The sequence below is a fragment of the Arthrobacter sp. yr096 genome (genome assembly GCF_900108925.1).
Lineage (GTDB): Bacteria > Actinomycetota > Actinomycetes > Actinomycetales > Micrococcaceae > Arthrobacter.
This window is the reverse complement of the sequence record NZ_FNYI01000005.1, coordinates 276,240-301,264: the sequence shown is the minus strand read 5'-3', so window position 1 is coordinate 301,264 and position 25,025 is coordinate 276,240. Positions and strand designations below refer to the sequence as shown.

Sequence of the window (25,025 nt, the reverse complement as noted above, 5' to 3'; positions counted from 1 at the left end):
GTAGCAGATCAGGTGGTTTTGAGCGCTCTTGACGACGTGATCTGCGGACCAGTGGGTTCCTCTAGACCTGGATCAGGCTCAAGACTCCGCCCTGCGGGTCCTGGATGGTGGCGAGGGAGCCTGTCTCGGGCCTTTCCTCCGGCTCCACCAGAACCTCTCCCCCGGCAGCAACCGCGGCCTCGGCAGCCTTGCGAACGTCAGCCACGCCGAAGTAGATCTGCCACGCAGCATCCTCGCCCTCACCGGCAGGGACAACGCCAGCCACCTCGTCACCGTTGACCATCAGGGTGCTGTAACTGCCGCCGTCGTCCTGGGGATACTCGGTGACCTCATGACCGAAAAGCTGCTGGAAGAACCCGACGGCGGCCTGTGGCTCGGGCGTCAACAGTTCAGCCCACGCCAACGCACCGGGCTCGTTGAACAGATGGCTTCCCAGATGCGTTCCAGCCTGCCAGATTCCGGTGGTTCCCCCGCCCGGAGCCTCAATGAAGGCCAAAACGCCTGTATCCGCCACCGTTTCCGGACCGAATTGGAGCTTGCCGCCTGCGTGGACCGCATCCTCCGCGACCTCGTCAGTATCGGTGGCCGCAATATAGATGTTCCATTGGCCATGGGTTCCTGCGGCTTCCTGCAGGGGGTTCTGGGGAGCGATCACAGCCACCAGCTGATCGTTCACGAACGCCTGCGCGTAGCTTCGTCCGTCCGGCGTAGGCAGGTCCTTGTAGCTCCAGCCAAAGATGTGCTGGTAGAACTCCTTGGCCGAGGCCACATCCCTGGTCTGCAGGTCCGCCCAGCAGGGCTCTCCGCTGGCGTAGTGTTTCCGTGCCGTCATGCTGAAATTCCTGTCATGATGCTGAAGGCCGCCCCTGCCGGATCCATGAGCACCGCCATACGGCCGATGGCCGGCACGTCGAAGGCGGGCGCAATGATGTGGCTCCCCAATTCCACGGCCTGTTCCACCGTGGCGTCAATGTCCACCACGTTGAAGTAAGTCATCCAGAACGGCGACAAGCCTTCGATGGGCAATGTGAGGGCACCCGCGATTCGTTTCCCGTCCACTAACAAGCTGGTGTACTCCCGAAGGTCACCGGCCGGCTCGGTGCTGCTGGTAACTCCCGTGACTGCCTCGTAGAAAGCCACCGCCTTAGGGACATCGTTGGTCTGCAGTTCATTCCAGATCATGGTGCCGGGCTCATTCACCAGACCGGATCCAGGATGGTTACCGGCCTCCCAGAATCCTATCTGGGCACCGGTGGGGTCTGTGGCGAAAAACATACGCCCGCTGCCGTTGGGAACCGTGTCAGGAGGGAAAAGAAGGGTTCCTCCCGCGGCCTCCACACGCTGGGCGGCCTCGTCGGCAGAATCCACAGCGATGTAGTTGGCCCAATACGACGGCATCCCCTCCGGAGCGTCAGGCTGCTGCTGCATCATTCCGGCAACGTAGCGGCCCTTGAGCTTGGCCATGTAATAGGTCATGCCATTTCCGGCATCCATGGCGTCCAGTTCCCAGCCGAAAAGGCGGCTGTAGAAACTCCTGGAAATGTCAATGTCGGTGGAGGAAAGGTCCACCCAACACGGTGTCCCTTGTTTGTAGCTTTCGACCTCCGGCATGGATTTCCCTTTCAACGCGCTCGAACCCCAGCCTACGCAAAAAAGGGCCCTCAGGGTACGCCAATGAATGACGTGCCCTGAGGGCCCTTTTCAAAAGATTTACGGCATCCGGAGATGCGCGATGACCTTGATGTACGACGGCGGTACGCAACTCAGTGCCAGCGGCACCTGTTGGTTGCGACAGCTATCCGATTCGGCGGGTGTCAACCTCGTCGTCATCGTCTTCCGCGTACTTGTCCTCATAAGCCGAATAGTCCGGCTCCGGGGGATCTTCGGGGAAGTGGCTCTTTACACGACTGGACGGACCCGTGAGCTCCCGCTCAAGTGCCGAATAGTCAGTGTTCGGGGAGTAGTACTTAATATCCCGAGCCTGCTTGGTAGCTTTTGCCTTTTGACGGCCGCGCCCCATGGCGTGACCCCCTTTTGTACTTGGACCGGAGGTGGTCACCTTGGCTATCGGTGAGGCCCCGGAATGTTTGGTCAATTTGTCGTATGTCTAGATTACATGCTTTCGGGGGTGCCTGCGCGCCACCGCCACCCCGCGTCCGGCCCCACTCCTCCGGAAACCACGGCCGAACACCTCCCAGAGGCACGAAAATTGGGTAGAGTCTGCCTCAATGCGGCTCCACAGCAGGAAGGCACACCCCGGAAAATGAGCCAGGACAACACTGCCCCACGTGACGGTTCACCACGCGACTCAGGCGAGGATGGGGTGCCCCCTGCGCCCACAACGCCTCCGGCGGCCGGTGAACAGCCCCCTGCGTCGCCCTGGGCCCCACCCTCGGGGCTCCAGCCGGATCCCGCACCGGAGATCGATCCCGACTTCGTACCGAACCCTGGGGAGCAACCTGATCCCGCCGCTCCTCCTACGGAATCGCAGCCGCCTTCCTACCCCGCGGCATACCCAGGACAGCAATTCCAGGAGCCGAATCCGGGCCAGTACCCAGGTCAGCAGCCCTACCCCGGACAGGAATGGCAGCCCGAGCCTCACGGTGATCCGGTCAAGCGGCAGCGCCTGGTCATCGGCGGGATCGTTCTGGGCGTACTTGCCCTCATTGGGGTGGTGATCTGGGTACTGCTTAACCTGCTCGGTTCCCGCCCTGAAGCTGTGGCCCCCACTCCGAGTGCGACAGCAACCCCCGGACCGCTCCCCCGGGATGCGAGCTCAAAGGACTTCCAGGTTGGTGACTGCTTTGCCGACTTCGATCCCAATGCCAGCGAGGCAAGGGCCGTAGCGTGCGACACGGAGCATTCGGCCCAGCTCATCGGAGTTCATGTCTACCCGGCCGACGATTCATTCCCCGGAACCAACGCCATGCGGGACAAGGGCCGCGAGGTCTGCAAGGCCTCCGTGGCAAAGCTCAACGCGGCAGCCGACAACTACGTGCTGCTGCAGCAGAACGTGTACCCGAGCACCACCAGTTGGGATCGGGGCGACCGCCGCGTTGACTGCTTCATCGTGGTGGATTCTGGCAACACCATCAAGGAAGACCTCCTCCAGAAGTAGCCCTCTCCACCAGGAGCTATTTCCGACGGACCGTGAGCCCCGTCCCTGCGGGGGTGCCGCCGTCGGCACCCGTCAACGCCTCGAAGCCGTCAATGGTGAGTTCGTCCAAGTCAGCGGCAGTGTCCACCAGCACGGTGTCGCCGTCGCTGATTTCGCCTGCAAGGATCTCCTTGGCCAGCCGGTCGCCAATCTCGCGCTGGACGAGGCGGCGAAGCGGCCTTGCGCCGTAGGCGGGGTCGTAGCCGGACATCGCCAGCCAGGCCCGTGCGCCGTCGGTGACCTCAAGGCTGAGCCTGCGATCCCGGAGCCGCTTGGCCAGCTCGGCCACGTGCAGCTCCACGATCCGGGCAAGCTCCTCCACGGACAACGGATCGAAGAGGACGATTTCATCCAGGCGGTTCAGGAACTCAGGCTTGAAGGATGCCTGGACCACGGCCATGACGGCTTCCCGCTTGGCTTTGGCGTCCATGGTGGGGTCAACCAGGAACTGGCTTCCGGAGTTGGACGTGAGCACCAGGATGGTGTTGCGGAAGTCCACGGTGCGGCCTTGGCCGTCGGTGAGGCGTCCGTCGTCGAGGACCTGCAGGAGGATGTCGAAGACTTCCGGGTGGGCCTTCTCCACCTCGTCCAGCAGCACCACGGAGTACGGCCTGCGCCGCACAGCCTCGGTCAGCTGGCCGCCTTCCTCGTACCCTACGTATCCCGGAGGGGCACCCACCAGGCGGGCCACCGAGTGCTTCTCGCTGTACTCGGACATATCGATCCGGATCATGGCCCGTTCGTCATCAAAGAGGAAGTCCGCAAGGGCCTTGGCCAGCTCCGTCTTACCCACGCCTGTGGGACCCAGGAACAGGAACGAACCCGTAGGGCGGTTGGGATCGCTGATGCCGGCACGGGCACGACGCACGGCATCGGACACGGCCTGAACAGCTTTGGACTGCCCGATCAGGCGCTTACCGAGCTCTTCTTCCATGTGAAGGAGTTTCTGGGATTCCCCTTGCAGCATGCGGCCGGCCGGGATGCCGGTCCAGGCAGAGATGACCTCTGCGATGTCGTCAGCGGTCACGTCCTCTGCCACCATGAGCTCCGGCTTCGAATCACTGCGGGCAGATTCTTCCTCGGCAGCGGCGCTCAGCTCGCGTTCCAGGGCAGGCAGCTCACCGTAAAGGATTCGCGACGCCGATTCGAGGTCACCTTCGCGCTGGGACTTGTCCGCGGCGGAACGCAGTTCATCGATCTTGGCCTTGAGGTCGCCGACGCGGTTGAGGCCGGCCTTCTCAGCTTCCCAGCGCGCGTTCAAGGCACTGAGTTCCTCGTTCTTGTCCGCCTTGTCTGCACGGAGCGCAGCCAACCGTTCCACAGACGCAGGGTCCGTCTCGCCTTGGAGTGCCAGCTCTTCCATGGTCAATCGGTCCACGGCGCGGCGGAGCTGGTCGATCTCCTCCGGTGCGGAGTCGATCTCCATGCGGAGCCGGGACGCAGCCTCATCCACCAGGTCGATTGCCTTGTCCGGCAACTGCCGGCCCGAGATGTAGCGGTTGGACAGTGTTGCTGCGGCCACCAGGGCGGAGTCAGCGATAGCCACCTTATGGTGTGCCTCGTAGCGCTCCTTCAGGCCGCGAAGAATACCGATGGTGTCCTCAACGCTGGGCTCGCCGACGTAGACCTGCTGGAAGCGGCGCTCCAGGGCAGGGTCCTTCTCGATGTTCTCGCGGTACTCGTCCAAAGTGGTGGCACCAATGAGGCGCAACTCGCCGCGGGCCAGCATGGGCTTGAGCATGTTTCCGGCATCCATGGCACTTTCACCCGTGGCACCGGCACCCACCACCGTGTGGATCTCGTCGATAAACGTGACGATTTGGCCGTTGGAATTCTTGATTTCCTCCAGTACGGCCTTCAGGCGTTCCTCGAACTCGCCGCGGTACTTGGCCCCAGCCACCATGGAGGCGAGGTCCAGCGCAATGAGCGTCTTGCCGCGCAGGCTCTCCGGGACGTCGCCGGCCACCATGCGCTGGGCAAGGCCTTCGACGACGGCCGTCTTGCCAACACCCGGCTCACCGATCAGGACCGGGTTGTTCTTGGTGCGGCGGCTCAGGACCTGGACAACCCGGCGGATCTCGCTGTCGCGGCCGATCACAGGGTCCAGTTTGCCGGACCGGGCCACGGCTGTTAGGTCCGTACCGAACTTCTCCAGGGCCTGGAAGGTGTTCTCCGGATCCGGCGAGTTGACGTTCCTGTCGCCCCGGACACCCGGCAGCGCGGCGAGCAGCGCTTCATGGGAGGCGCCGGCGTCGCGCATTAACTTCCCGACGGCGTCACTTCCGGCTGAGAGGCCCAGCAGCAGGTGCTCGGTGGAGACGAAGGAATCGCCGAGTTTGTCAGCCTCGTTCTGGGCAGCCTGGATGGCCTGCATGGACTGGCGGGAAAGCTGTGCCTGCTGCACCGAGCTGCCGGAAGTCGACGGCAGCGCCTTGATGGCCGAACTGGCCTGCACGCTCACGGCATCCGGATCCGCGCCAGTGGCACGCAGCAGGGCCACCGCGACGCCATCGCGCTGGTCCATGAGGGCCTTGAGGAGGTGGGCGGGCTCAAGCTGCGGGTTGCCGGCAGTTGAGGCGTTCATGGCGGCCGCAGAAAGGGCCTCCTGGCTTTTGGTGGTGAATTTGACGTCCAAAGAGTGCTCCCTTTCTGGAGTTGAACCAATACTTTCAAAGTTGAGTCTACTACGCTCAACTTTGATTTTTGGCCCATTGTGTTCCATGTTTGCCCACGGCGAAACCGGTGTCCAGAGTCCACCCAAATCAGGGGTAAGTAGGCTGGGTCCATGGACACTATCTCCACCGCTGACGAACTCGAAGAGCTGATCGGGCTGCCACTTGAGCGCGTCCGCCGGAAAGTACGGACCTCGCTCAGCGACTTCGACAGGCAATGGCTCGCGGCCAGCCCCTTCTGCGTGATCTCGACGACGGATGCGCAAGGTCGCGTGGATGCGTCACCCAAAGGCGACCCGGCCGGTTTCATCCAGGTACTGAATGACAGCACCATCGCCATCCCCGAACGCCCGGGCAACAAGCTCGCGTTCGGCTTCCACAACATCCTGGAAAACCCGAACGTTGGCATCCTCTCCGTAGTACCGGGCCGCACAGACACCCTCCGGATCAACGGGACGGCACAGATTGTCCGCGACGCCGACTTCTTCGACCACATGGTGGTCAAGGGGCACCGTCCGCGTGCCGCCGTCGTAGTTTCTGTGGAGGAAGTGTTCACCCACTGTGGCAAGGCCTTCATGCGCAGCGGTCTGTGGCAGCCCGAGACCTGGGACACCGACGGACTGCCAAGTATCGCGGCCCTCTCGCAGGCCTACACGCAGCCGGAAACTCCCTTGGAAGAACTCGAAAGCTATTACGGACCGTCGTACGCAGAGCGGATGTACCGGGACTAAGGGGCTCAGGCGGGGTAGACGGACACCAGCGCAGATTTGACCACAAACCGCACGTCCATGCCCGGAACAAGCCCCAGGTCGGCGGACGCTGAAGGCGTGATGTCGGCGGACAGTGACGGGGCCGAACTGCCCCCGCCGGCACGGACCCGGATCTGGTCCCCATGCGGCTCAAGGTCCGTAATGGTGACGGCAAACGAGTTGCGGGGGCTTCCGTGGACGTCACCCAGGAAGACGGAAACGCTCGACGGCGGGAACGCCGCCACGCCTGCCTGGCCGGGCGAAGGTGACCAGCCGGAATCGTGCTGTCCAGCGAAAACCCGGCCATCCGGCGTCGTGATTCCATCCTCGGTGATGGTGCCGGTGACGAGGTTGAGTCCCGCAAGTCCGGCGGCGAAGTGGCTTCTGGGCCGTTCCAGGACCTGGCGCGTGGGGCCTTCCTCGGCGATGCGCCCCTTTTCCACCACGATCACGCGGTCGGCCAGCATGTAGGCGTCCAGGACATCGTGGGTGACGATGATGGCCTTGCGGTCCTTCAAAACCCGTTTGAGCACGCGGCGGAGCAGCGGTGCTGCATGGATGTCGAGGGCCGCCATGGGTTCGTCCAACAGCAGGAGTTCGGGGTCGGCCGCCAAGGCGCGGGCCACCGCCACGCGTTGGGCCTGCCCGCCGGACAGCTGGGCAGGCCTTCGTTTGGCGAGGGGCAGGGCGTCCACCTCGGCCAGCCAATGCTCCGCGGTTTCCCGCGCCGCCGTCCTGGAAGCGCCGGCACACCGCGGACCGAACGCCACATTGTCCAAGGCGTTAAGGTGCGGAAACAGCAGCGCTTCCTGGGCCAGGAGCGCAGTCCCGCGCAGGTGGGGTGGGCTCCACAGGCGGGTTCCGCCGTCGAGCCTGAACAGCTCTTTGTCGCCGATTCGCGCCGCACCGGAATCCGGCCTCAACAGTCCTGAGATCACACCCAGCAGAGTGGATTTTCCCGCACCGTTGGGACCGAGGATGGCCACGGTTTCACCATCGTTGAGGCTGAGGGACATCTCGAAATTTCTGGCGCGGAGGCTCGCGTGCACCTCAAAACTCATGCGTGCACCTCCGACGTGGTGCTGCGCCGGCGACCATAGCTGAGCCCCACCACGGCCACGGCCACCGCCACCAGGACCAAGGACAGCGCGACTGCAGCGTCGGCGTCGGTCTCCCGCTGAAGATAGATCTCCAACGGCAGGGTGCGCGTTACGCCTTCGAGGCTTCCGGCAAACGTCAGCGTCGCACCGAACTCCCCCAGGCTGCGCGCGAAAGACAACACGGCCCCCGACGCCAGCCCAGGCAGGACCAACGGAAGTGTGACGCGTCGAAGGACCGTAGTGGGACGCGCCCCGAGCGTCGCAGCAACGGCCTCGTACCTGTTCCCGGCCGACCGCAGCGCGCCCTCCAAACTAACCACCAGGAACGGAAGAGCCACGAATGTTTGGGCCAACACAACGGCCGTGGTTGAGAACGCGATCTGGATACCCGCCACCTCCAAGGACTTGCCAAGGAGGCCCTGCCGCCCAAAGGTGTACAGGAGGGCGATGCCGCCGACGACGGGTGGCAGCACCAGCGGCAGCAGAACGAACGAGCGGAGAAGCCGCTGCCCGGGGAACTCGCCGCGGGCCAGCACCAACGCCAACGGAACTCCCAGCACAATGCAAAGCACCGTACTGGCCGCCGAGGTTCGCAAGCTCAACCCCAGGGCGGCCAGTGAAGATTCGGACGTGATCAGCGGGAAGAACTGGGGCCAGTTCACTTTGGCAAGCATCGCTGCCAACGGAAGCACCACCAGAAGCCCACCCACGGCTGCAATGGCATAGATCCAACGCGGGATGCCTTGATAGCCGGTGGCGCTCTTCATGTTCTCCTTACAGTTGTGCGGGTGCGCCGGTCAGGGTGCGCTCCCGTCAGGGTGCGCTCCCGTCAGGGTGCGCCAAATCCGGCGTCGCCCAGAACCTTCTTGCCTTCTTCGCTGGTGACGGCTGCGATGAAGGCCGCGGCCAGTTCCTTGTTCTGGCTGGAGCTTACCGTGGCGATCGGATAGGTATTGACTGCCTTGTCCGATTCCGGGAAGGGAATGCCCTTGACCTTGTCGCCGGCTCCTTTCACGTCCGTGACGTACACCAGACCGGCATCGGCCTCCCCCGACGTGACCTTGCCCAGGACATCGGTGACCGAGGATTCCTCACTGACGGGGCTCAACGTGATGCCACTGGCCTTCTCCACCGCGTCCGTTGCCGCCCCGCACGGAACCTGGCTGGCGCAGGTGACTAATTTGACGCCGGACTTGGCGAGGTCGGCAAAGGAAGAGATCGACGCCGGGTTGCTGGGCGGGACTGCGATCTCCAGGACGTTGGTGGCGAAGTTGGTGGCGGTACCGTCCAGCAGTTTGGCGTCAGCCAGCTTTGTCATGTTCTTGGTGTCGGCAGAAGCGAAGACGTCGGCCGGAGCACCCTGGCTGATCTGCGTCACCAGGTCCGAGGAACCGGCGAAGCTTAGCGTCACTTTGGTGCCGGGGTTCTTCGCCTCAAAGTCTTTGGCCAGCTGGGTGAACGTGGATTTGAGGGAGGCCGCCGCGAAGACGGTTACAGTTCCGCTCAGCTGGGACGTGCTGCCGGAGCTGGACGGCGTTGTGGCCGGCGCCGGGGTGCCGCACGCCGCTAGTGCGCTGGTCAGTCCCACCGCGACCGTCATGGCCACGATGCTCTTCTTCAGGTGGAGGGTCCTCATATGATGCTCTTTCCTTGCGGAGTTTCGATAATGACGGTGGTGGCCTTGACCACGGCGGTGGCAACTGACCCGAGTTCCAGCCCGAGCTCACGGACGGCCTCGCTGCTCATCAGTGACACCACCCGGAACGGGCCACACTGGAGTTCCACTTGGGCCATGACCTTGTCCGCGGTGATGCCTGTCACCAGGCCAACGAAGCGGTTCCTGGCCGAACTTCCTGAACGCGAGGGGTCGTCAGGGAGGTGGGACTGGTCCCGGGCAAGTGTGGCAAGCTCCAAGCCGTCCACGGCCAGCCGGCCGGCTCCATCCTTCTGCGCGGTCAGCGTCCCGTTTTCCGTCCAGCGCCTCACGGTATCGTCACTGACGCCAAGGAAGCGGGCGGCCTCGGAAATTCGTATTTGCGGCATGGAATGAGTATAGTTCCGTGTTTGCGGTTCAGAAGCGTTGTTTGTTCCGCAAACGAAATATGACTTTGTGGGTGGCGTGCTGACGTCTGCACCTTTTACCGCCGTCTGCACCCCTTAGGCGTTCTCATCGCACCCGGTGCCGCACGACGCACCCGTAACCTCTGGTGCGCCTGGCGGAAAGTGATGGGCCACCGCTTTGCTCTAGCCGACGGAGACCCGCCGCCGTACCCTGATCTGGGGGAGAGTTTCATGTTCAAAGGAACGTCCCATGGAATGGATTCGTCCGGACAGTCCGGACTACGACGAAGCCAGAAAACTCTTCAACGCGATGATCGACCGCAGGCCGGCGGTCATCGCCAAATGCTCCGATCCCGGCGAGGTTGCCGAGGCCTTGAGCTATGCGCACAACCACAACCTGGACGTAGCAGTGCGTTCGGGCGGGCATTCGGTGGCAGGCATGTCCACCAACGACGACGGACTGGTGGTTGACGTCCGCCCCATGAAGTCGATCAGCGTGGACCCTGAGGCGAAGACCGCCACGGCCGGCGCTGGACTTACCTGGGGCGAATTCGACCGCGCAACGCAACAGCACGGCTTGGCCGTCACCGGCGGCCGAGCCTCCACCACGGGAGTCTCCGGATTCACGTTGGGCGGCGGCTCGGGATGGCTGGAGCGATCCTATGGCTTCGCGTGCGACAACCTGCTCTCCGTTGACTTGGTGACCGCCTCCGGCGAACGGGTGACAGCAAGCCGGGAGCAGAATCCGGAGCTGTTCTGGGCGCTCCACGGAGGAGGCGGGAACTTCGGCGTAGCCACCTCCCTCACGTTCCAGCTGCACGACGTCGGCCCTACTGTCATGGCCGGCCTCATGTTGTTCCCTGGGGAGGACGCCTCGGACCTGTCGCGGGCCTTCCGGGGACTCGCTTTGGAAGCTCCCGACGCCGTGGGGACAGCGCTCGTGTTTCTCACCGCTCCGCCGGAAGAGTTCGTCCCGGAAGGCATGGTGGGCAAGCTCGCCGTCGGAATGGCCTACCTGCACGCCGGTGATCTGGAGGCCGGCGAAGAGCACGCAAAGCCATTCCGGGACCTGGGTCCCGCCGTCGATCTGGTCTCGCCCATGGGGTACGCGGATTTCCAGTGCATGATCGATGACCCTCCGGACCTCTACAACTACTGGAGCGCCGATTACCACAACGAGCTCAGCGATGACGCGCTGGATCTCCTGGTGGATTCTGCCCACAGGCTTCCCGGAGCCCACTCGCAGCAACTGGTGGCGCGCTGGGGTGGAGCCGTTTCAGGGCCGGCCGCGGCCCAGACACCCTTGCAGCACCGCGGCGCGGCGTGGGTCAGCCATCCATTCGGCTTGTCCGAAACGCGTGAGGGTGGCCTGGAAGCCAAAGCCTGGGTCAAGCAGTTCCGGCAGGACATCGCCCCGCACACCACGGGCGGCGTCTGGTTGAACTTCATCGGCGACGAAGGCCAAGACAGGATCATGGCGGCCTACGGCGAGCAAAACTACCGTCGCCTGTCCTTGGTGAAGGGCGAGTTCGATCCCGACAACGTGTTCCGCGGCAACCAGAACATCCTGCCGGCCGAACGCTGATTCTCCTACGCTCCTTCCCAGTTGCCGTGGACAGCACGGGCAGCGAAGCCCGGGTTTCCGGGGCGGCAGCACGGCGGTAGACGCCTCGATGGCCGGCAACTGGGAAGGATCGCCCGGGACTACACTTTGGCAATGGCCATCTACGTCGATCCGCCCTTGTGGCCGGCACACGGGACCGTCTTTTCGCACCTCGTATCGGACACGTCGTTGGAGGAGCTGCACACCTTTGCGGCAGCCGCCGGAGTCCCGGAGAGAGCCTTCGACGGAGACCACTATGACGTTCCGGAACGCCGGTACGACTCCCTGGTGGCTGCCGGCGCCATCCCAGTGGAGGCCCGGATCCTGGTCCGCAAACTCATCGCGAGCGGACTGCGTATCCCGGCCCGTGAGCGGAGCAAAGCCTTGACCGTACCTTTGATGGAACGCTGGAACAGCATCTACCCGGGCCACGAGGAATTGGGACTTGAGCTGCTGGAACGTTGGGGCGAGGACGGGCGGAAGTACCATAGCCGCACGCACCTCCTGGCCGTACTTGAGGCTCTGGACGTCCTGACTGAACCCGCCCTGCCTGCACGGACAGTTGCCCTGGCAGCGTGGTTCCACGATGCCGTCTATGAAGGAGTGGCCGGGCAGGATGAGGAAGATTCTGCGCGTCTGGCCGAAGACCGGCTCACGGCTGCGGGCTTGGCTTCCTCCGATGTGGCCGAGGTGGCGCGGCTGGTCCGGCTCACGTCCTCACACAGCCCGGAGCCGGGTGACCATGCCGGAGCCCTTCTCTGCGATGCGGACCTCTCCGTGCTCGGTGGAGACGAGCAGTCCTACGCACGTTATCTGGCGGCCGTCCGTGAAGACTATGCCCACGTCAGTGACGACGACTTCGCGAAGGGGCGTGCCGCCGTCGTGCGTCATCTCCTGGAACTTGACCCCCTGTTCCACGGCGAACGCGCCCAAGGGCTGTGGCTGGACGCCGCCCGCCGCAACCTGGCCGGCGAACTCGCGTGAGCAGCCCGCTCAGCGAACCTGGCGCGCCGCAGCGGCAACTTCCGTACTCGGTCCGATTTGAGTGGGGGCTCGACGGCGCCCGTGCGGTGGTGCCTGGAGCTGACCTGGCCGTGGTGGTTGATGTCCTGTCGTTCACCACGTGCGTCAGTGTTGCGGTGGACCGCGGGGCGAAGGTTTTTCCCTACCCTTGGCGGGATGCAGCGGCCAGCGAGTTCGCCGCCCATCATGGGGCTGCGTTGGCGGGGCCACGGGGTTCTGAGGGGCTGAGTTTGTCCCCTGCGAGTCTTCGGGCTGCGTCAATAGTGGACCGGGTGGTTTTGCCTTCCCCCAACGGTTCCGCCATCAGCCATGAACTGGCCGCCTCTGCCCGCCAGGTGGTGGCCGTCTCGCTGCGCAACGCCGCCGCCACGGCCGACTGGGTTCATGCGACGTTGCCTGACGGTGCCGTCATCGCCGTCATTGCGGCCGGTGAGAAGTGGACCCACGGGGCCCTGCGGCCGGCTTTGGAGGATGAGCTGGGCGCGGGTGCTTTCATCGCCGGACTCTCCGCTGCCGGACGGCACAATTTCTCCCCGGAGGCGGCGGCTGCTGCCGCGGCTTTCGACGCCGCCGAACCCCGGCTGGCCGCGATCCTGCGCGGGTGTTCCAGCGGCCGGGAACTCATGGACTCCGGCTACTCGGACGACGTCCGGATTGCCGCCGAGCTTGATGCCAGTTCGAAAGTGGCCTTGTTGCGGGATGGAGCGTTTCAGGGGGCTTAGTCCTGGCGGGCGGAAGCTTCCCTCTCTTCGCGATTTTTGGCGTTCTCAGCCGTGTGCGAGGAGTTCTAGGCCCACCACAGCTAGTCCCAGCAGGAACTCCGCCCCCAACGCGATCAGCTTCTTCCACCACGCCATCTGCACCCTGCGGACAGCAAGATAACCGATCAGGACCAAGGCGGTGATTAGGGCGATGGTTGACGCGCGCAGCGAGGCTTCGATGCTCCACCGGCCGACGCGGCTGCCACACCGATGAAAATCATCGGCAGGACGATCGCACCAAACGCGCCGAAGCTGGTCCGGGCCATGTGCGACAGCTCAGCTCTGGTGGGGGTTTTGGCGTGTACGGCCAAGTGCGAGACAAGATCGGCAACAAAGACAGCCAGCAGCGTTCCCACCACTGTGATGGCCAGCGTGGACGCTGCCTCCCCCGCAGTCAGGGTCTCCGCGTGCGACTGCAGAGCGAGAACCACCGCCAACCCGGTGAAGGTCACATAGACGCGTTCTTTGAGTGCTTCGGCTCGGTGTTGGGCGCTTGGCTGGGCGTTGTTGGTCACCCGCCAAGGTTACCGCCACGGTTTCAGGGGTATCAGGGGTCGGGCTAGCATAGAGGTGTGACCTCCTACCTCTTGGATTATCCTGAGCTGCCGCCGGCCAAACCGTCTGTGGAGCACGTCCTGGCCGTCCGCGGCGTGGGCGGCTACCGCCAGTACCGGATCCCGGCGCTTGCCGTCAGCACGCGGGGCACGCTGCTGGCCGCCTACGATGGTCGGCCCAATCTTGATGACCTGCCCAATCCCATCGATCTCCTCCTGCGTCGCAGCCACGATAACGGCATCACATGGGAGTCACAGCAGGTGGTACGCACAGGCTCCGGGCTCCACGGCTTCGGGGATCCCAGCCTCCTGGTGGACGCCGGGACCGGCCGCATCTTCATGTTCCACTCCGCCGGGACACACGCGGGCTTCTTCGAGGCCGTCCCCGGCATGGAACCCAACGACGACGTTCAGCATGCCGACGTCAGCTTCTCCGACGACGACGGCGACACCTGGCAGCATCGTCGGCTCACAGCTCAGCTCAAACAAGGCAGTGCCACCGGACTGTTCGCCGCAGCGGGACAAGGGATCCAGATGCATGCCGGTCCTTATACGGGCCGGTTGGTGCAGCAGTTTGTGCTGCTGGTGGAGGGCACCATCATGGCCGCATCTGCGTTCAGCGACGACCACGGCGAAACCTGGGCCCTGGGTGACCTGATCGGTCCCGGCTCCACAGGGGTGGGACCCAACGAAAACAAGGTGGTGTGCTTGGACGATGGCCGGCTGCTCCTGCATTCGCGGGCTACGCCGTGCCGATTGTCTGCTGTATCCGAGGACGGCGCTCAGACGTGGAGCATCCTTGAACCGGTTCCAGAGCTGCCGGACCCGAGCGACAACGGCTCTGTGGCGCGGTTCGACGCCCTTCCCAATGTGTCCGCCTTCGCAACCCCGGACACCTCCCAGTGGCTGCTCGCCAGTAACAATCAGGACCCTCATCTGCGCCGCAACACCGTACTCAGCCTCTCCCCCGACAATGGCGCCACTTGGCCCGCCAAACTGCTGCTCTGCGAGGATTGTTCGGCATACTCAACCGTGACGCGGCTGCCGGACGGGAACATCGGGGTGCTCTATGAACGGCAGGGGTACCGGGAAATCGTGTTCGCCTCGATCCCCGCCGAGCAGCTCACGGGGCAACTTTCCGCTCCACCGCGGGCTGTTCCGGATGGTTCGGACGCCACAGGCTTGGTGTTCCATATGGAACTGCGGTCCATCACACCAGGCCGGCCCGCCGTCTGGCAGAACGCCGGCGACTTTCACGTGATCCCCTCCAGCAGCGCCGGCGCCTGGGATGTACAGACCTGGAAGGAAATCGGCCAAGGCTACGCCGGGGATCAGGTTCTTGGCACACGGGAAGCGCAGGACCTCAACTACGGACCCGTCAGCCCGGGCTACAAAGCCGGGGACGTCCTCGCCTTCACCGGACGCATCCGCAACAGAGGCACTGAGCCGGCCTCCGGCGTCGTACTTCTGGGACCGCACAACAACCCTGGCGACTTCCCGCCCGCGGACCTGCAGCCTGGCGAGCAAGTCCTGTACTTCACCCCGACGTACACCGTCACTACAACAGACTTACGCCAACCAACACTGGACCTCGTTTTCAAGGTAGAGGCGTCCACGGCAGGCGTTTCCGCAGCAGGGTCCGACGGCGGGTTGGTGAGTTTGGAGCGGACGTTCCGCTTCGATCTGCGCACCGGGGCGGTTACCGCCTCCTGAAAGAAACGATTCCTAGCGGTAGGTGCTGACGAACGGCTGGTTGGTAGGCACAATCTGCTTACCCAGCGGCATGAGCGACACCGGAATCAGCTTCAGGTTGGCGATGGCCAGCGGAATACCGATGATGGTGATGGCCATGGCAAACGCCGTGACCACGTGGCCGATGGCAATCCAGATTCCCGCCACCAACAACCATATGACGTTGCCCAGGAGCGCGAACACCCCTGTACCGCCCGGCTTCTCAACCACCATGCGGCCAAAGGGCCACAAGCAGTACGCGCCGATCCGGAACGAAGCGATGCCCCAAGGGATGGTCACGATGAGCACGCAGCAAATAATGCCTGCCGCGAAATAGCCCAGGGCCAACCAGAACCCACCGAAGACAAGCCAGATGACGTTAAGGATCGTTTTCATAGTCCTCATTCTCCCTTGTGGGTCAGACAAAAAGCCTAGGGGTCTGCCCTGAATCTTCCCTGACTTCAAGCGATGGTCCCGGAACGTAGGCCCGGGGCGGCGGACTTAGGCCAGCAGTTCATCCAGCTTGTCGAATGACGTGCCCCAACCATCGCGTGTCATCTCAACCCAGTCCTCGGAAGCGAACGGGCTCTGCGTCAGGTGCATGCGTGTGCGGCCGTCAAGGTCCTCGAATTCCAGCCGCATCTCTTCGAAGTCGTGATCCGCGTCAGGGGCTGCCTTCGCGGTGGAGACCAGCAGGGCGGGTGCGTCCAACTCCTTGATGACGGCCTCGATAGGGGCCTCCTGGCGCCCATTCTCGTCCGTCCACCCCATCACTACCTGCCACACTCCGCCCACACGCGGTTCAATGATGATCTTGTCGCGCGGTGCGTCCACATCCACTGGCCCGAACCACTGGGTGAGCAGATCCGGGTTCATCCAGGCTTCGAAAACCTTTTCGCGGGGAGCGTCGAACTCGCGGGTCATGGTCAGGGTGAAGTGTTCCGTGCTCATTGAGTGACTCCTGGTTTTCCGTGGACTCGATGCGTTTCAGCTGTGAGGTTTCCGCTGTGAAGCTGCCGTTGGAAGCGAGTCTAGAGGGTGGCCCCGACAACTCGGACCCTCTCTCACCAAATCACCGATTTCCACCAACCCTCTCTCACCTCCCCACGGACCGACGGCGAACAGTGAGAGAGGATCGCCGGAAAACCAACGAACGGTGAGAGAGGATCACCGGAAAACCAACGAACGGTGAGAGAGCGTCCTAGGGGCCGGCAGTTTTGGCGGCGTGGACGAAGGCGCGGATCTTGGCCAGGTCCTTCACGCCGCGCGAAGCCTCAACTCCCGAGGAAACGTCCACACCCCAAGCTCCGGCGGCTGTTGCGGCAAAGGCCACGTTGCCCGGCTCGAGGCCTCCGGCGAGCAGCCATTCGCGGCCGTCGATGCCCTTGGTGCGCACGGATGCATAGTCCCAGGACTCCCCCGACCCCGGCACGGCGGCGTCGACCAGGAACATTTGCTCGCCCAGATCAGCGAACTCTTCCTGGGAGGCGCCCATGGTGACTGCCCGGATGAGCCGCATGCCGGCGTCGTGCACTGTCTTTACGTCGTCCGCCGTCCGGTGACCGTGCAACTGAACCCAGCTGAGCCCTGCGGCCTTGGCAGCAGCGACGGCATCAGCAGCGGTCTCGTTCCGGAAAACGCCCACTGCATGAACCCCGGCGGGCACCAGCGGCAGCAAGATGCGTACCTGTTCCGGGCTGACTTCGCGAAGGCTGGCGGTAAGGACGAAACCGACGGCGTCTGCACCGGCGTCGACGGCTTCGCGAACAGACTCGGGCGTGCTCAAGCCACACACTTTGACGAACATTCCCGTGCCTCCAGCCTTAACCGCAACGTTTTCCACATATGACGTTAGCAAGCCACGTTGCCAACGCAGAACCAGCGTCCACCACTAGGCTGGTCGGATGGAGATCATCCGCTTTGCCGACATTCATCCCGAACCGTGGCGCAACGGGGGCGGGGTGACGCGCGAACTCGCCAGCCATCCGAAGGCAGCTTCGGCACAGGACGGTGCGTGGGACTGGCGGGTCAGCATCGCGGACGTCTCCAAAGCCGGAGAGTTCTCAACGTTCCCGGGAATGGAGCGGGTCATCACCATCATCGACGGCGAACTGCTGCTCCTCACGGTTGACGGCTCCGAGCACCCCCTGGAGAAGTACCGTCCGTTCAGGTTCTCCGGTGAGGCGGCGTCCTCGGCCACCCTCCCGACCGGTGACATCCGGGATTTGAACGTCATCGCACGCGCCGGCGCGTTCAAGGGATACACGTCCATTGTGGAGATCTCCAAGAAGCGCGCACACCCCGTTTTCGAGGGCCAGCTTGCCATCCTGCTGGAGGGCAAGGCGAGCGTTGCGCCCGGTGACGCCCCGGAGGAAGACGGCGACGCTCCGGCAAGCAGCGCGGTGGAACCTGTTGAGTTGGCTCGCTACGACGCCGTGGTCGGCTCAGACACACGCAGTCCCGAGATCTCCGGCCGTGGCTTCGTGGCAGTGATCTCCATTGATCATGTGGATTCCGCCCACGCCTGATCTGGTGACGTTAACCACCAGAAGTAGCCACCCTGCGCGGGAGTTGCTAGCCTGAAATGAAGGTTCCCCTCTGGAACCTCCGGACGACGGTTCAGTACCCGGCACGCGACAAGACTGGCCAAAGGAAATGTCATGTCGTGGATAATTCTCATTCTTGCCGGAGCTCTTGAAGCCGTCTGGGCAGCAGCTCTCCATCGTTCCAAGGGCTTCCGTAAACCCATACCCACAGTTGTCTTCCTGGTATCGGTCACCGCCAGCATGGGCGGCTTGGCCATCGCGATGCAATCCATTCCAACAGGCACTGCATACGCTGTGTGGGTTGGCGTGGGCGTGGTGCTGACCGCCGCCTACGCGATGGTCACCAAAGTTGAACGTGCAACGACGGCCCGGCTGCTTCTGCTTGCCGGCATCGGCGCGTGCGTAGTGGGCCTGAAGGTGGTGGCATAGCCATGACGAAGAGCACGAATACCAAGAACACAGGCACCGGAATCTTCTGGATCATCCTCCTGGCATCGGCGCTGCTCGAAGCCGTGTGGGCTACCGCATTGGGCCTCTCCAATGGCTTTACACAGCTCATGCCCACCCTGGTCTTCGCCGTCACGGCCGTCCTGAGCATGATCGGACTGGGCCTCGCGGTGAAGCGCATCCCCCTCGGCACGGCGTACGCCGTATGGGTGGGTATTGGTGCTGCGCTGACTGTTGGCTGGGCCATGATCACGGGCGTGGAATCGGCAAGTCCGCTGAAGCTTCTCTTCATCGCGGGAATCGTTGGCTGTGCTGCCGGTTTGAAGGCCTTGCCTTCCGATAAGCCTGTAGCCAAGGCCGAGTAGGAGACTCCGCAGCGTTCCTTCCCGGTTGTCCGCGCGGTACTCCATTCGGCAGCATACAAAACCCCGAAACCACGGAGGTATGCGGACCACCAGCCCGGGTATCAGCGGACCAACTGGGAAGGAGCGCAGGTAACGCTGGAATACCCGCGACCGTCGTGGAGTTCACGCCTTCAAGAGCACCCAAACGCACATTGGAGAAGTTCATGACTGCAGTTCAACTCGGCGATGGCCTCACAGTTAGTCCCCTCGGTTTCGGCGGAATGGCGCTGACCCCTGTCTACGGCGGAATCGACCCTGAGGAAGGCTTGCAAACCCTCAGGCATGCCGTGGACGCTGGGATAACGTTCATCGACACCGCAGATGTTTACGGCTCCGGCAGTAACGAGGAACTCGTGGGCAGGCTCCTGAAAGAGCGGCGAGACGAGATCCAAGTGGCTACGAAGTTTGGAATAGAGGGCAACCCCGCGGACGGGTACACGGGAGTCCGCGGGGATGCGCCCTACGTCAGGCAAGCAGCGGAAGCGAGCCTCCGCCGCCTGGACGCTGACGTGATTGACCTCTACTACCTGCACCGCCGTGACCTCCGCGTTCCGATAGTGGAAACCGTGGAGGCCATGGCGGAGCTGGTCCGTGAGGGCAAGGTCCGGCACCTGGGACTGTCAGAAGTGACAGCCGAGGAGCTCAGGCAGGCCAACGCCGTCCATCCCATTGCCGCGGTCCAAAGTGAATGGTCAATCTGGAGCAGGGATGTTGAGCTCAACGTTGTTCCTGCAGCCAGGGAACTTGGCGTCGGGTTTGTGCCGTATTCGCCGCTGGGCCGTGGCTTCCTTACGGGAACCGTCAGCGCGGGAGACCTTGGCGAGAACGACTTCCGCCATAAGATTCCCCGCTTTGGCGACGAGGCACTTGATGCGAACCAGGCCGTTGTGGCCGCGGTCCGCGAGGTAGCCAGCGGGCTGGATGCAACTCCTGCCCAGGTAGCCCTGGCCTGGCTGTTCACCCAAGGTCAGCGCCTTGGGATCTCTGTGGTCCCCATCCCCGGCACGCGCAAAACGCACCGGATCGACGAGAACCTGGGGGCGCTGTCCCTGCAACTGGGGACAGCACAACTTGAGGTGCTTGACCAAGCCGCTGCCGCCGTCGTGGGTTCACGCTCTGCCGACCCCAACTGGGTGTCACAGGGCCGCGAAGCCAACAACGTAGGCTGAACAAATGGATTCGCTTATTCACTCATTGCGTGACGTCACCATCCGCAGTATTTCGGTCAGCGAGATGAACAACAATGTGTACCTGTTGACGTCAAAGTCCACTGGCGCCCAAGTGTTGATCGATGCCGCCGACGACCTCCCGGCCATTCAGCAGCTTCTGGAGGACAGCGCCGCAGATTCAACGGCACCCACCAAACTGCTCAGGATCGCCACCACCCACCAGCACTGGGACCACGTCCGCGCGCTGCCGGAGTTGGTGGCAGCTGCAGGGGCCACCACGTCCGCAGGAGCGGACGACGCCGATGCGTTGCCCGTTCCGGTGGATGTTCGGCTTGGTCACGGCGACGTTGAGCGATTCGACGACTTCGAGCTTTCGGCGGTCCACCTGCGCGGTCATACCCCGGGCTCGATCGCTTTCGTGTACCAGGATCCGGACGGGCCGGCCCACATTTTCAGTGGGGACTCGTTGTTTCCGGGCGGCGTCGGCAACACACAGAAAGATCCTTCACGCTTCACTTCTCTGTTGAACGACGTGTCGGAGCGACTGTTCGACGCTTATCCGGACGAGACCCTGGTGCACCCCGGCCATGGATTGCCCACCACCCTTGGCGCCGAGCGCCCACACCTTGAGGAATGGCGCGCCCGAGGCTGGTAACTTGCGGGGCCTGCTCTGCGCTCCAAACCTCAGGAATAGCGCGCAGAGTGGGCCTCACACCGTTGCGGCCTGGACTTGCGGGGCCTGCTCTGCGCCCCAAACCTCAGGAATAGCGCGCAGAGTGGGCCTCACAACACGAGACCTAGCGGCCGCGACGCTCGTTCGAGGCCGGAGCCGATGCACGACGCGGGCCGCTGCGGGCCGGACGACCTGCACCTGAGCCACCGCGGCCGGAGTTGCCGGAGGCACCCGAACCATAGGATCCGCCGGACGTAGCGCCCGTAGCGGAAGACCATACAGCCTTGTTTCCGCCAGTGCGGGTGCTCGTGGTGGACGCCGTGCGCGGAGCCGAAGCTGAGCGCTGGCCGGTTGCCGGGCGACCGCTGCGGCCGTTCTGGCCCTGCGAACCGGGAACGTCATTGCGGTGAGTGGCACCCGACTTGCCGCGACCGCGTGAGCTGCGGGCGACGTCGTCGTTCGCTGCTGCGCGGCGATCGGCACGGTTGGTGTCCGTACGAACCGGCTCAGCCCCAACCTTGCCGCGTCCGTTGCGACCACCACGGCCACCAGCGGTGGGTGCCGCCTGAGTGGAGCGGCGTGCGCGCTTGCGCTGGGCGTTGGCGCCTGTGGAGGTGCCGCCACCCTGCGGGGCTTTCGCCGCGAGGAGTGCTGCGCGGGTGCGGGGATCAACCTTGTCCGCGATGTCGCCAACGAGCTCGGCAACCAACGGGGAGTTGGCCGTGACGCGCTCGAAGTTGACGTCAACGCCGGCAGCTTTCATGAGCTTCTTGACGTCGCTCTGCTGCTCGGGGAGCGTCAGCGTGACCACGGTGCCATCGGAACCGGCGCGGGCCGTACGGCCGGAGCGGTGCAGGTAGGCCTTGTGCTCTGTGGGCGGGTCCACGTGGATGACGAGTTCGACGTCGTCAACGTGCACGCCGCGGGCTGCGACGTCGGTGGCCACCAGGACGCGGACGTCGCCGTTGGAGAACTCGGCAAGGTTGCGGTCGCGGGCGTTCTGCGACAGGTTGCCGTGAAGGTCGACGGCGGGGATGCCGGCATCCGTGAGGGTCTTGGCAAGCTTGCGGGCGTGGTGCTTGGTCCGCATGAAGAGGACGCGGCGGCCGGCGCCGGAGGCCAGTTCAACAATGAGCTGCTTCTTGACGGTCTGATCGTTGACCACCAGAACGTGGTGTTCCATGGTGGTGACAGCGGCCTGGGGATCGTCCACGGAGTGCGTCAGCGGGTTGGACAGGTAACGGTTGACCAGCTTGTCAACACCGTTGTCCAACGTGGCGGAGAAGAGCAGGCGCTGACCCTGGGTGGGGGTCATGTCCATGAGCTTCTTGACGACCGGGAGGAAGCCGAGGTCTGCCATGTGGTCGGCCTCGTCCAGCACAGTGACCTCAACGGCTTCGAGGGTCAGGATGCGCTGGCGGATCAGGTCTTCGAGGCGGCCCGGGCAGGCGATGACGATGTCGACGCCGGCGCGCAGCGCCTTCTCCTGGCGTGCCTGGGAGATGCCGCCGTAGATGACCGTGGTGTTCAGACCCATCGCCTTGGCCAGCGGCTCGATGGTGGCGTTGATCTGGGTTGCCAGTTCACGCGTCGGCGCAAGGACGAGGCCCATGGGGCGGCCCGGCTTCCGGAAGTGCTTTGCTTCACGCTCGGCCAAGCGGGCCACGAGCGGGATGGCGAAAGCGATGGTCTTGCCGGAGCCGGTGCGGCCACGGCCCAGGACATCGCGGCCTGCGAGGGTGTCCGGGAGGGTCTTCACCTGGATGGGGAATGCCTCTTCGATGCCATCTGCGGCGAGGGATTCAGCAATGGGCTTGGGCGTGCCAAGGGCAGCAAAAGTAGTCATAAACTTCATGTCTTTCGGGCGGTGTCCAGTTGCGGACATCGGCCCCCGACGCCGGTTGGGCCAGGGGTTCGCCGAGGAAAAGTCAGGTGGTCTACCGGTTCGCTGCAACAGCGGTGGCCGGGACCAAATAGAACGCGTTCATCGACGCAGGATGTGCCTCTCACATGAAAAATGCCCCGCCGCGCAGCCTTTCAGGCCACCTGCTTCAGGGCGTCACCGCACATCAAGTGTTCTCAGTCTAGCAGTGATTCCACGGCGGTCCCGCATCGGGGCTGGTCAGGGGGTGCCTTGCGGGGCCTGCTATGCGCGGCTCGGGACCCACGAAACACGCAGAGCGGGCCCCACAACTCACCCACTTGCCTTGCGGGGCCTGCTGTGCGCGGCTCGGGACCCACGAAACACGCAGAGCGGGCCCCACAACTCACCCCCTCGCATTGCGGGGCCTGCTATGCACGGCTCGGGGCTCGCATGGGGAGCAGAGCGGGCCCCACAACACACCCACAACCCACCCACAGCTCACCCCACAACTCCCCCGCCCACAACGAGTCAGACGTGGTGCGTGAGCTCGGGTGCAGCCGTGGAATCGCTCGAGGCCCCGGATGCGGCCACGCGGGTGGCGACCCTCGGTGCGATCAGAACCCCGACGACGGCGATCACCGCCGTCAGTGCGAAGACCCCCGCAAACGAGTTCGTCGTCGTAAATGCTGCGAAGACGAGCCCCGTGGCGGCGAGGGACAGCGCACCGCCGAGGGAATCGGAGATGGACATGGCCGCGCTGTTGAATCCTTGGTTCTCGGGCGTGGACAGGGCCAGGGTCATGACGCTCAGCCGCGGGTACATGAGCCCCATCCCGCCGCCGGCAAGGATCCAGCCGACAATAGCCACGGCCGCGGGCAAGGCGAATACGGCCGTCACCAGGGTTGAGATCACAGCTATCAGCACCAACGCGGCGCCGATCTTCACGGCGAGGTCGTCTGCCAACTTCGCGCCCAGCCGCCCTTGGACCGCCGACGCCCCGGCCCATGCCAGCGCAGCGCCGGTCAAGGTGAGCCCGGCGAACGTCGGCGTGAAGGCGTACCGTTCGGTCAGCAGGTACGGCAGGTACACCTCGGCTCCGAAGAACGCGGCGGACGCCAATCCGCGGACCAGGATCACGCTGGGCAGGCCGCGGCGGGCGGTCAGGGTTCCGCGGGGAACCAACGGGCGCACAGCCACCAGGGCAAGGACAAGCGCGACGACGGCAATCACCCCGCCCACGCCCGGTACCTCCGCGGACAGGTTCAGTCCCAGGACAGCGACTGCGGCGAGCGCCGCCCACCCCATGCGCCCGAAAGCCCACGGGACAGGCTCAGCTGGGGCAGGCTCGGCCGCGGGTTCGGAACTCATCCCCCGCACGGCCGGCACAACCATCAGCAACGCAGGAATAACCAGTCCCACCACGCCGAGGAACACCCAGTGCCAACTGCTCAACTGAGCCACGACACCTGCCGCGAACGGGCCCACCAAGGACGGGACAACCCAGGACGCAGCAAAGGCCGCAAAGATCTTGGGATGCAGCGCCGGCGGGTACACACGGGCCACCAATACGTAGAGGGCCACGGTCATCGCACCGCCACCAAGACCCTGCACCAACCGCCCGAGCACCAGGATTTCCATGGTTCCGGCCGTGCCGGCAATGAGCAGGCCAGCTACGAACAACGCCACGGAGGAGTACAACGGCGCTGCGGGACCACGACGATCGGACCAGTTTCCTGCCGCCACCATGCCCATCACGCCGGTGGCCAGCGGGCCCGCGAACGCCAACGCATAGAGGCTGGCCCCGTCAAGGTCGCGGCTCACGAGAGGCATGATGGTGGTCACTGCGAGGGACTCGAAAGCGCTCAGGAACACGAGCGCGCAAGCCCCCACAGTGGCAAGCAGGTAAGGACGGCTCAGAATCCCGGCCGATGAGGTGTCAGAGGTCATGGACGCAACCCTAGAACCTCAACTAATGTTGAGGTCAATCCATCCCGCCCACCCTCGGAGCAGCTCCATGACGCACGTCCCCACGCACCGGCCACTCACTATCGGTGAGCTGTCCGAACGCAGTGGAGTGTCGCCGTCGGCCCTTCATTTCTATGAACGCAACGGACTCATCGAAGCCGAGCGCACGGCCGGCAACCAGCGGCGGTACCGGCGCGACACGCTGCGGCGGGTCGCGTTCATCAAGACCTCCCAGCGAGTGGGCCTGCCGTTGAAGGACATCCGGGAGGCGCTGGACTCGTTGCCCGATGGCCGGACCCCCACCAAGCGCGACTGGGCCAAGTTGTCGCTGAGGTGGCGCGAGGAATTGGACCAGCGGATCGCAGCGCTGGAACATCTGCGCAACGACCTTGACGGGTGCATAGGCTGTGGCTGCCTGAGCCTGAAGTCGTGCACGTTGCAGAACCCCTCGGATGAGCTCGGGGCTTCTGGGGCCGGGGCGCAGCGCTGGAACTTGCCGGAAGCGGAGGCTGAACTGCCCCCGGGTTAGAACAACGTGAAACAGGG

At 64.2% G+C, this 25,025-nt stretch carries 27 protein-coding genes and 1 riboswitch; of the genes, 12 read left to right on the top strand and 15 right to left on the bottom strand.

Annotated elements, in window-relative coordinates:
- Positions 1–61 precede the first annotated feature (61 nt).
- From BMY91_RS14725 to BMY91_RS14715, 3 genes are all read right to left on the bottom strand, one after another.
- A complete protein-coding gene (locus BMY91_RS14725; protein WP_090823166.1) occupies positions 62–832 on the bottom strand; it encodes a VOC family protein in 771 nt (256 codons plus the stop codon).
- Entirely contained in the window at positions 829–1,611 is a 783-nt protein-coding gene (locus BMY91_RS14720) for a VOC family protein (RefSeq protein WP_177179925.1), read from the bottom strand. The genes BMY91_RS14725 and BMY91_RS14720 overlap by 4 nt, the downstream gene beginning before the upstream one ends.
- A 184-nt stretch (positions 1,612–1,795) precedes the next feature.
- The gene (locus tag BMY91_RS14715; RefSeq protein ID WP_024818182.1) at positions 1,796–2,020 is read right to left on the bottom strand and encodes a DUF3073 domain-containing protein; all 225 of its coding nucleotides are present in this window, start codon (positions 2,018–2,020) and stop codon (positions 1,796–1,798) included.
- A gap of 243 nt (positions 2,021–2,263) precedes the next feature.
- Between BMY91_RS14715 and BMY91_RS14710 the strand changes: the two genes are divergently transcribed.
- Positions 2,264–3,118 carry a septum formation family protein gene (locus BMY91_RS14710; protein WP_256212755.1) on the top strand — a complete coding sequence of 285 codons (855 nt, stop codon included), beginning with the start codon at positions 2,264–2,266 and terminating at the stop codon, positions 3,116–3,118.
- A gap of 16 nt (positions 3,119–3,134) precedes the next feature.
- On the opposite strand, the gene clpB is transcribed toward BMY91_RS14710, so the two are convergent.
- A complete protein-coding gene (clpB, locus tag BMY91_RS14705) occupies positions 3,135–5,792 on the bottom strand; it encodes an ATP-dependent chaperone ClpB (protein ID WP_090823163.1) in 2,658 nt (885 codons plus the stop codon).
- A 150-nt stretch (positions 5,793–5,942) separates the two neighbouring features.
- On the opposite strand from clpB, the gene BMY91_RS14700 reads away from it, so the two are divergent.
- Positions 5,943–6,560, top strand: coding sequence for an MSMEG_1061 family FMN-dependent PPOX-type flavoprotein (locus BMY91_RS14700; protein WP_090823161.1), 618 nt, complete (start codon positions 5,943–5,945; stop codon positions 6,558–6,560).
- A 5-nt stretch (positions 6,561–6,565) separates the two neighbouring features.
- On the opposite strand, the gene BMY91_RS14695 is transcribed toward BMY91_RS14700, so the two are convergent.
- The 4 genes from BMY91_RS14695 to BMY91_RS14680 all read right to left on the bottom strand — a co-directional run bounded on the left by BMY91_RS14695 (position 6,566) and on the right by BMY91_RS14680 (position 9,721).
- Entirely contained in the window at positions 6,566–7,639 is a 1,074-nt protein-coding gene (locus BMY91_RS14695; RefSeq protein WP_090823160.1) for a sulfate/molybdate ABC transporter ATP-binding protein, read from the bottom strand.
- Entirely contained in the window at positions 7,636–8,445 is an 810-nt protein-coding gene (locus BMY91_RS14690; RefSeq protein ID WP_090823158.1) for an ABC transporter permease, read from the bottom strand. The genes BMY91_RS14695 and BMY91_RS14690 overlap by 4 nt, the downstream gene beginning before the upstream one ends.
- A gap of 62 nt (positions 8,446–8,507) precedes the next feature.
- Complete coding sequence (modA, locus tag BMY91_RS14685; RefSeq protein WP_090823155.1) at positions 8,508–9,314, bottom strand: molybdate ABC transporter substrate-binding protein; 807 nt, start codon at positions 9,312–9,314, stop codon at positions 8,508–8,510.
- Positions 9,311–9,721 carry a TOBE domain-containing protein gene (locus tag BMY91_RS14680; RefSeq protein ID WP_090823153.1) on the bottom strand — a complete coding sequence of 137 codons (411 nt, stop codon included), beginning with the start codon at positions 9,719–9,721 and terminating at the stop codon, positions 9,311–9,313. Before BMY91_RS14680 ends, modA begins: the two co-directional genes overlap by 4 nt.
- 268 nt (positions 9,722–9,989) lie before the next feature.
- On the opposite strand from BMY91_RS14680, the gene BMY91_RS14675 reads away from it, so the two are divergent.
- From BMY91_RS14675 to BMY91_RS14665, 3 genes are all read left to right on the top strand, one after another.
- On the top strand, positions 9,990–11,324 hold the full coding sequence (locus tag BMY91_RS14675; RefSeq protein ID WP_090823151.1) for an FAD-binding oxidoreductase: 1,335 nt from the start codon (positions 9,990–9,992) through the stop codon (positions 11,322–11,324).
- A 132-nt stretch (positions 11,325–11,456) separates the two neighbouring features.
- A complete protein-coding gene (locus BMY91_RS14670; RefSeq protein ID WP_090823149.1) occupies positions 11,457–12,326 on the top strand; it encodes a DUF4031 domain-containing protein in 870 nt (289 codons plus the stop codon).
- Complete coding sequence (locus tag BMY91_RS14665; RefSeq protein WP_090823148.1) at positions 12,323–13,087, top strand: 2-phosphosulfolactate phosphatase; 765 nt, start codon at positions 12,323–12,325, stop codon at positions 13,085–13,087. The genes BMY91_RS14670 and BMY91_RS14665 overlap by 4 nt, the downstream gene beginning before the upstream one ends.
- Before the next feature lie 45 nt (positions 13,088–13,132).
- On the opposite strand, the gene BMY91_RS23495 is transcribed toward BMY91_RS14665, so the two are convergent.
- On the bottom strand, positions 13,133–13,261 hold the full coding sequence (locus BMY91_RS23495; RefSeq protein ID WP_256212754.1) for a hypothetical protein: 129 nt from the start codon (positions 13,259–13,261) through the stop codon (positions 13,133–13,135).
- Between the two features lie 8 nt (positions 13,262–13,269).
- On the bottom strand, positions 13,270–13,641 hold the full coding sequence (locus BMY91_RS14660; protein WP_090823146.1) for a hypothetical protein: 372 nt from the start codon (positions 13,639–13,641) through the stop codon (positions 13,270–13,272).
- Positions 13,642–13,698: 57 nt separating this feature from the next.
- Here BMY91_RS14660 and BMY91_RS14655 point away from each other — a divergent pair, with 57 nt between their 5' ends.
- Entirely contained in the window at positions 13,699–15,393 is a 1,695-nt protein-coding gene (locus tag BMY91_RS14655; RefSeq protein WP_090823144.1) for a sialidase family protein, read from the top strand.
- A gap of 12 nt (positions 15,394–15,405) precedes the next feature.
- Here the strand turns inward: BMY91_RS14655 and BMY91_RS14650 are convergent, their stop codons facing one another.
- The 3 genes from BMY91_RS14650 to BMY91_RS14640 form a co-directional block, all read right to left on the bottom strand.
- Positions 15,406–15,807, bottom strand: coding sequence for a YccF domain-containing protein (locus tag BMY91_RS14650; RefSeq protein WP_018778312.1), 402 nt, complete (start codon positions 15,805–15,807; stop codon positions 15,406–15,408).
- 105 nt (positions 15,808–15,912) lie between these two features.
- Positions 15,913–16,362 (bottom strand): SRPBCC family protein, encoded by a 450-nt coding sequence (locus BMY91_RS14645; protein WP_090823142.1) that lies wholly within the window; start codon positions 16,360–16,362, stop codon positions 15,913–15,915.
- A gap of 250 nt (positions 16,363–16,612) precedes the next feature.
- The gene (locus BMY91_RS14640) at positions 16,613–17,218 is read right to left on the bottom strand and encodes a phosphoribosylanthranilate isomerase (RefSeq protein ID WP_090823140.1); all 606 of its coding nucleotides are present in this window, start codon (positions 17,216–17,218) and stop codon (positions 16,613–16,615) included.
- A gap of 97 nt (positions 17,219–17,315) precedes the next feature.
- Here BMY91_RS14640 and BMY91_RS14635 point away from each other — a divergent pair, with 97 nt between their 5' ends.
- The 5 genes from BMY91_RS14635 (at position 17,316) to BMY91_RS14615 (ending at position 20,632) form a co-directional block, all read left to right on the top strand.
- Positions 17,316–17,939, top strand: a complete 624-nt coding sequence (locus BMY91_RS14635; protein WP_090823139.1) for a HutD/Ves family protein — start codon at positions 17,316–17,318, stop codon at positions 17,937–17,939.
- 57 nt (positions 17,940–17,996) lie between these two features.
- Positions 17,997–18,062: riboswitch (guanidine-III (ykkC-III) riboswitch) on the top strand.
- A 9-nt stretch (positions 18,063–18,071) separates the two neighbouring features.
- Positions 18,072–18,386 carry a DMT family transporter gene (locus BMY91_RS14630; protein ID WP_090823138.1) on the top strand — a complete coding sequence of 105 codons (315 nt, stop codon included), beginning with the start codon at positions 18,072–18,074 and terminating at the stop codon, positions 18,384–18,386.
- Positions 18,387–18,388: 2 nt separating this feature from the next.
- Complete coding sequence (locus BMY91_RS14625; protein ID WP_090823136.1) at positions 18,389–18,769, top strand: DMT family transporter; 381 nt, start codon at positions 18,389–18,391, stop codon at positions 18,767–18,769.
- Positions 18,770–18,972: 203 nt separating this feature from the next.
- Complete coding sequence (locus tag BMY91_RS14620) at positions 18,973–19,977, top strand: aldo/keto reductase (RefSeq protein WP_090823134.1); 1,005 nt, start codon at positions 18,973–18,975, stop codon at positions 19,975–19,977.
- 4 nt (positions 19,978–19,981) lie between these two features.
- Positions 19,982–20,632 (top strand): MBL fold metallo-hydrolase, encoded by a 651-nt coding sequence (locus BMY91_RS14615; RefSeq protein ID WP_090823132.1) that lies wholly within the window; start codon positions 19,982–19,984, stop codon positions 20,630–20,632.
- Between the two features lie 142 nt (positions 20,633–20,774).
- On the opposite strand, the gene BMY91_RS14610 is transcribed toward BMY91_RS14615, so the two are convergent.
- Both BMY91_RS14610 and BMY91_RS14605 read right to left on the bottom strand, forming a co-directional pair.
- A complete protein-coding gene (locus BMY91_RS14610; protein WP_175538640.1) occupies positions 20,775–22,496 on the bottom strand; it encodes a DEAD/DEAH box helicase in 1,722 nt (573 codons plus the stop codon).
- A gap of 546 nt (positions 22,497–23,042) precedes the next feature.
- Complete coding sequence (locus BMY91_RS14605; protein WP_090823127.1) at positions 23,043–24,461, bottom strand: MFS transporter; 1,419 nt, start codon at positions 24,459–24,461, stop codon at positions 23,043–23,045.
- On the opposite strand from BMY91_RS14605, the gene soxR reads away from it, so the two are divergent.
- Positions 24,460–25,008, top strand: a complete 549-nt coding sequence (gene soxR, locus BMY91_RS14600) for a redox-sensitive transcriptional activator SoxR (RefSeq protein WP_090823125.1) — start codon at positions 24,460–24,462, stop codon at positions 25,006–25,008. The genes BMY91_RS14605 and soxR overlap by 2 nt on opposite strands.
- The last annotated feature ends 17 nt before the right edge of the window (positions 25,009–25,025 follow it).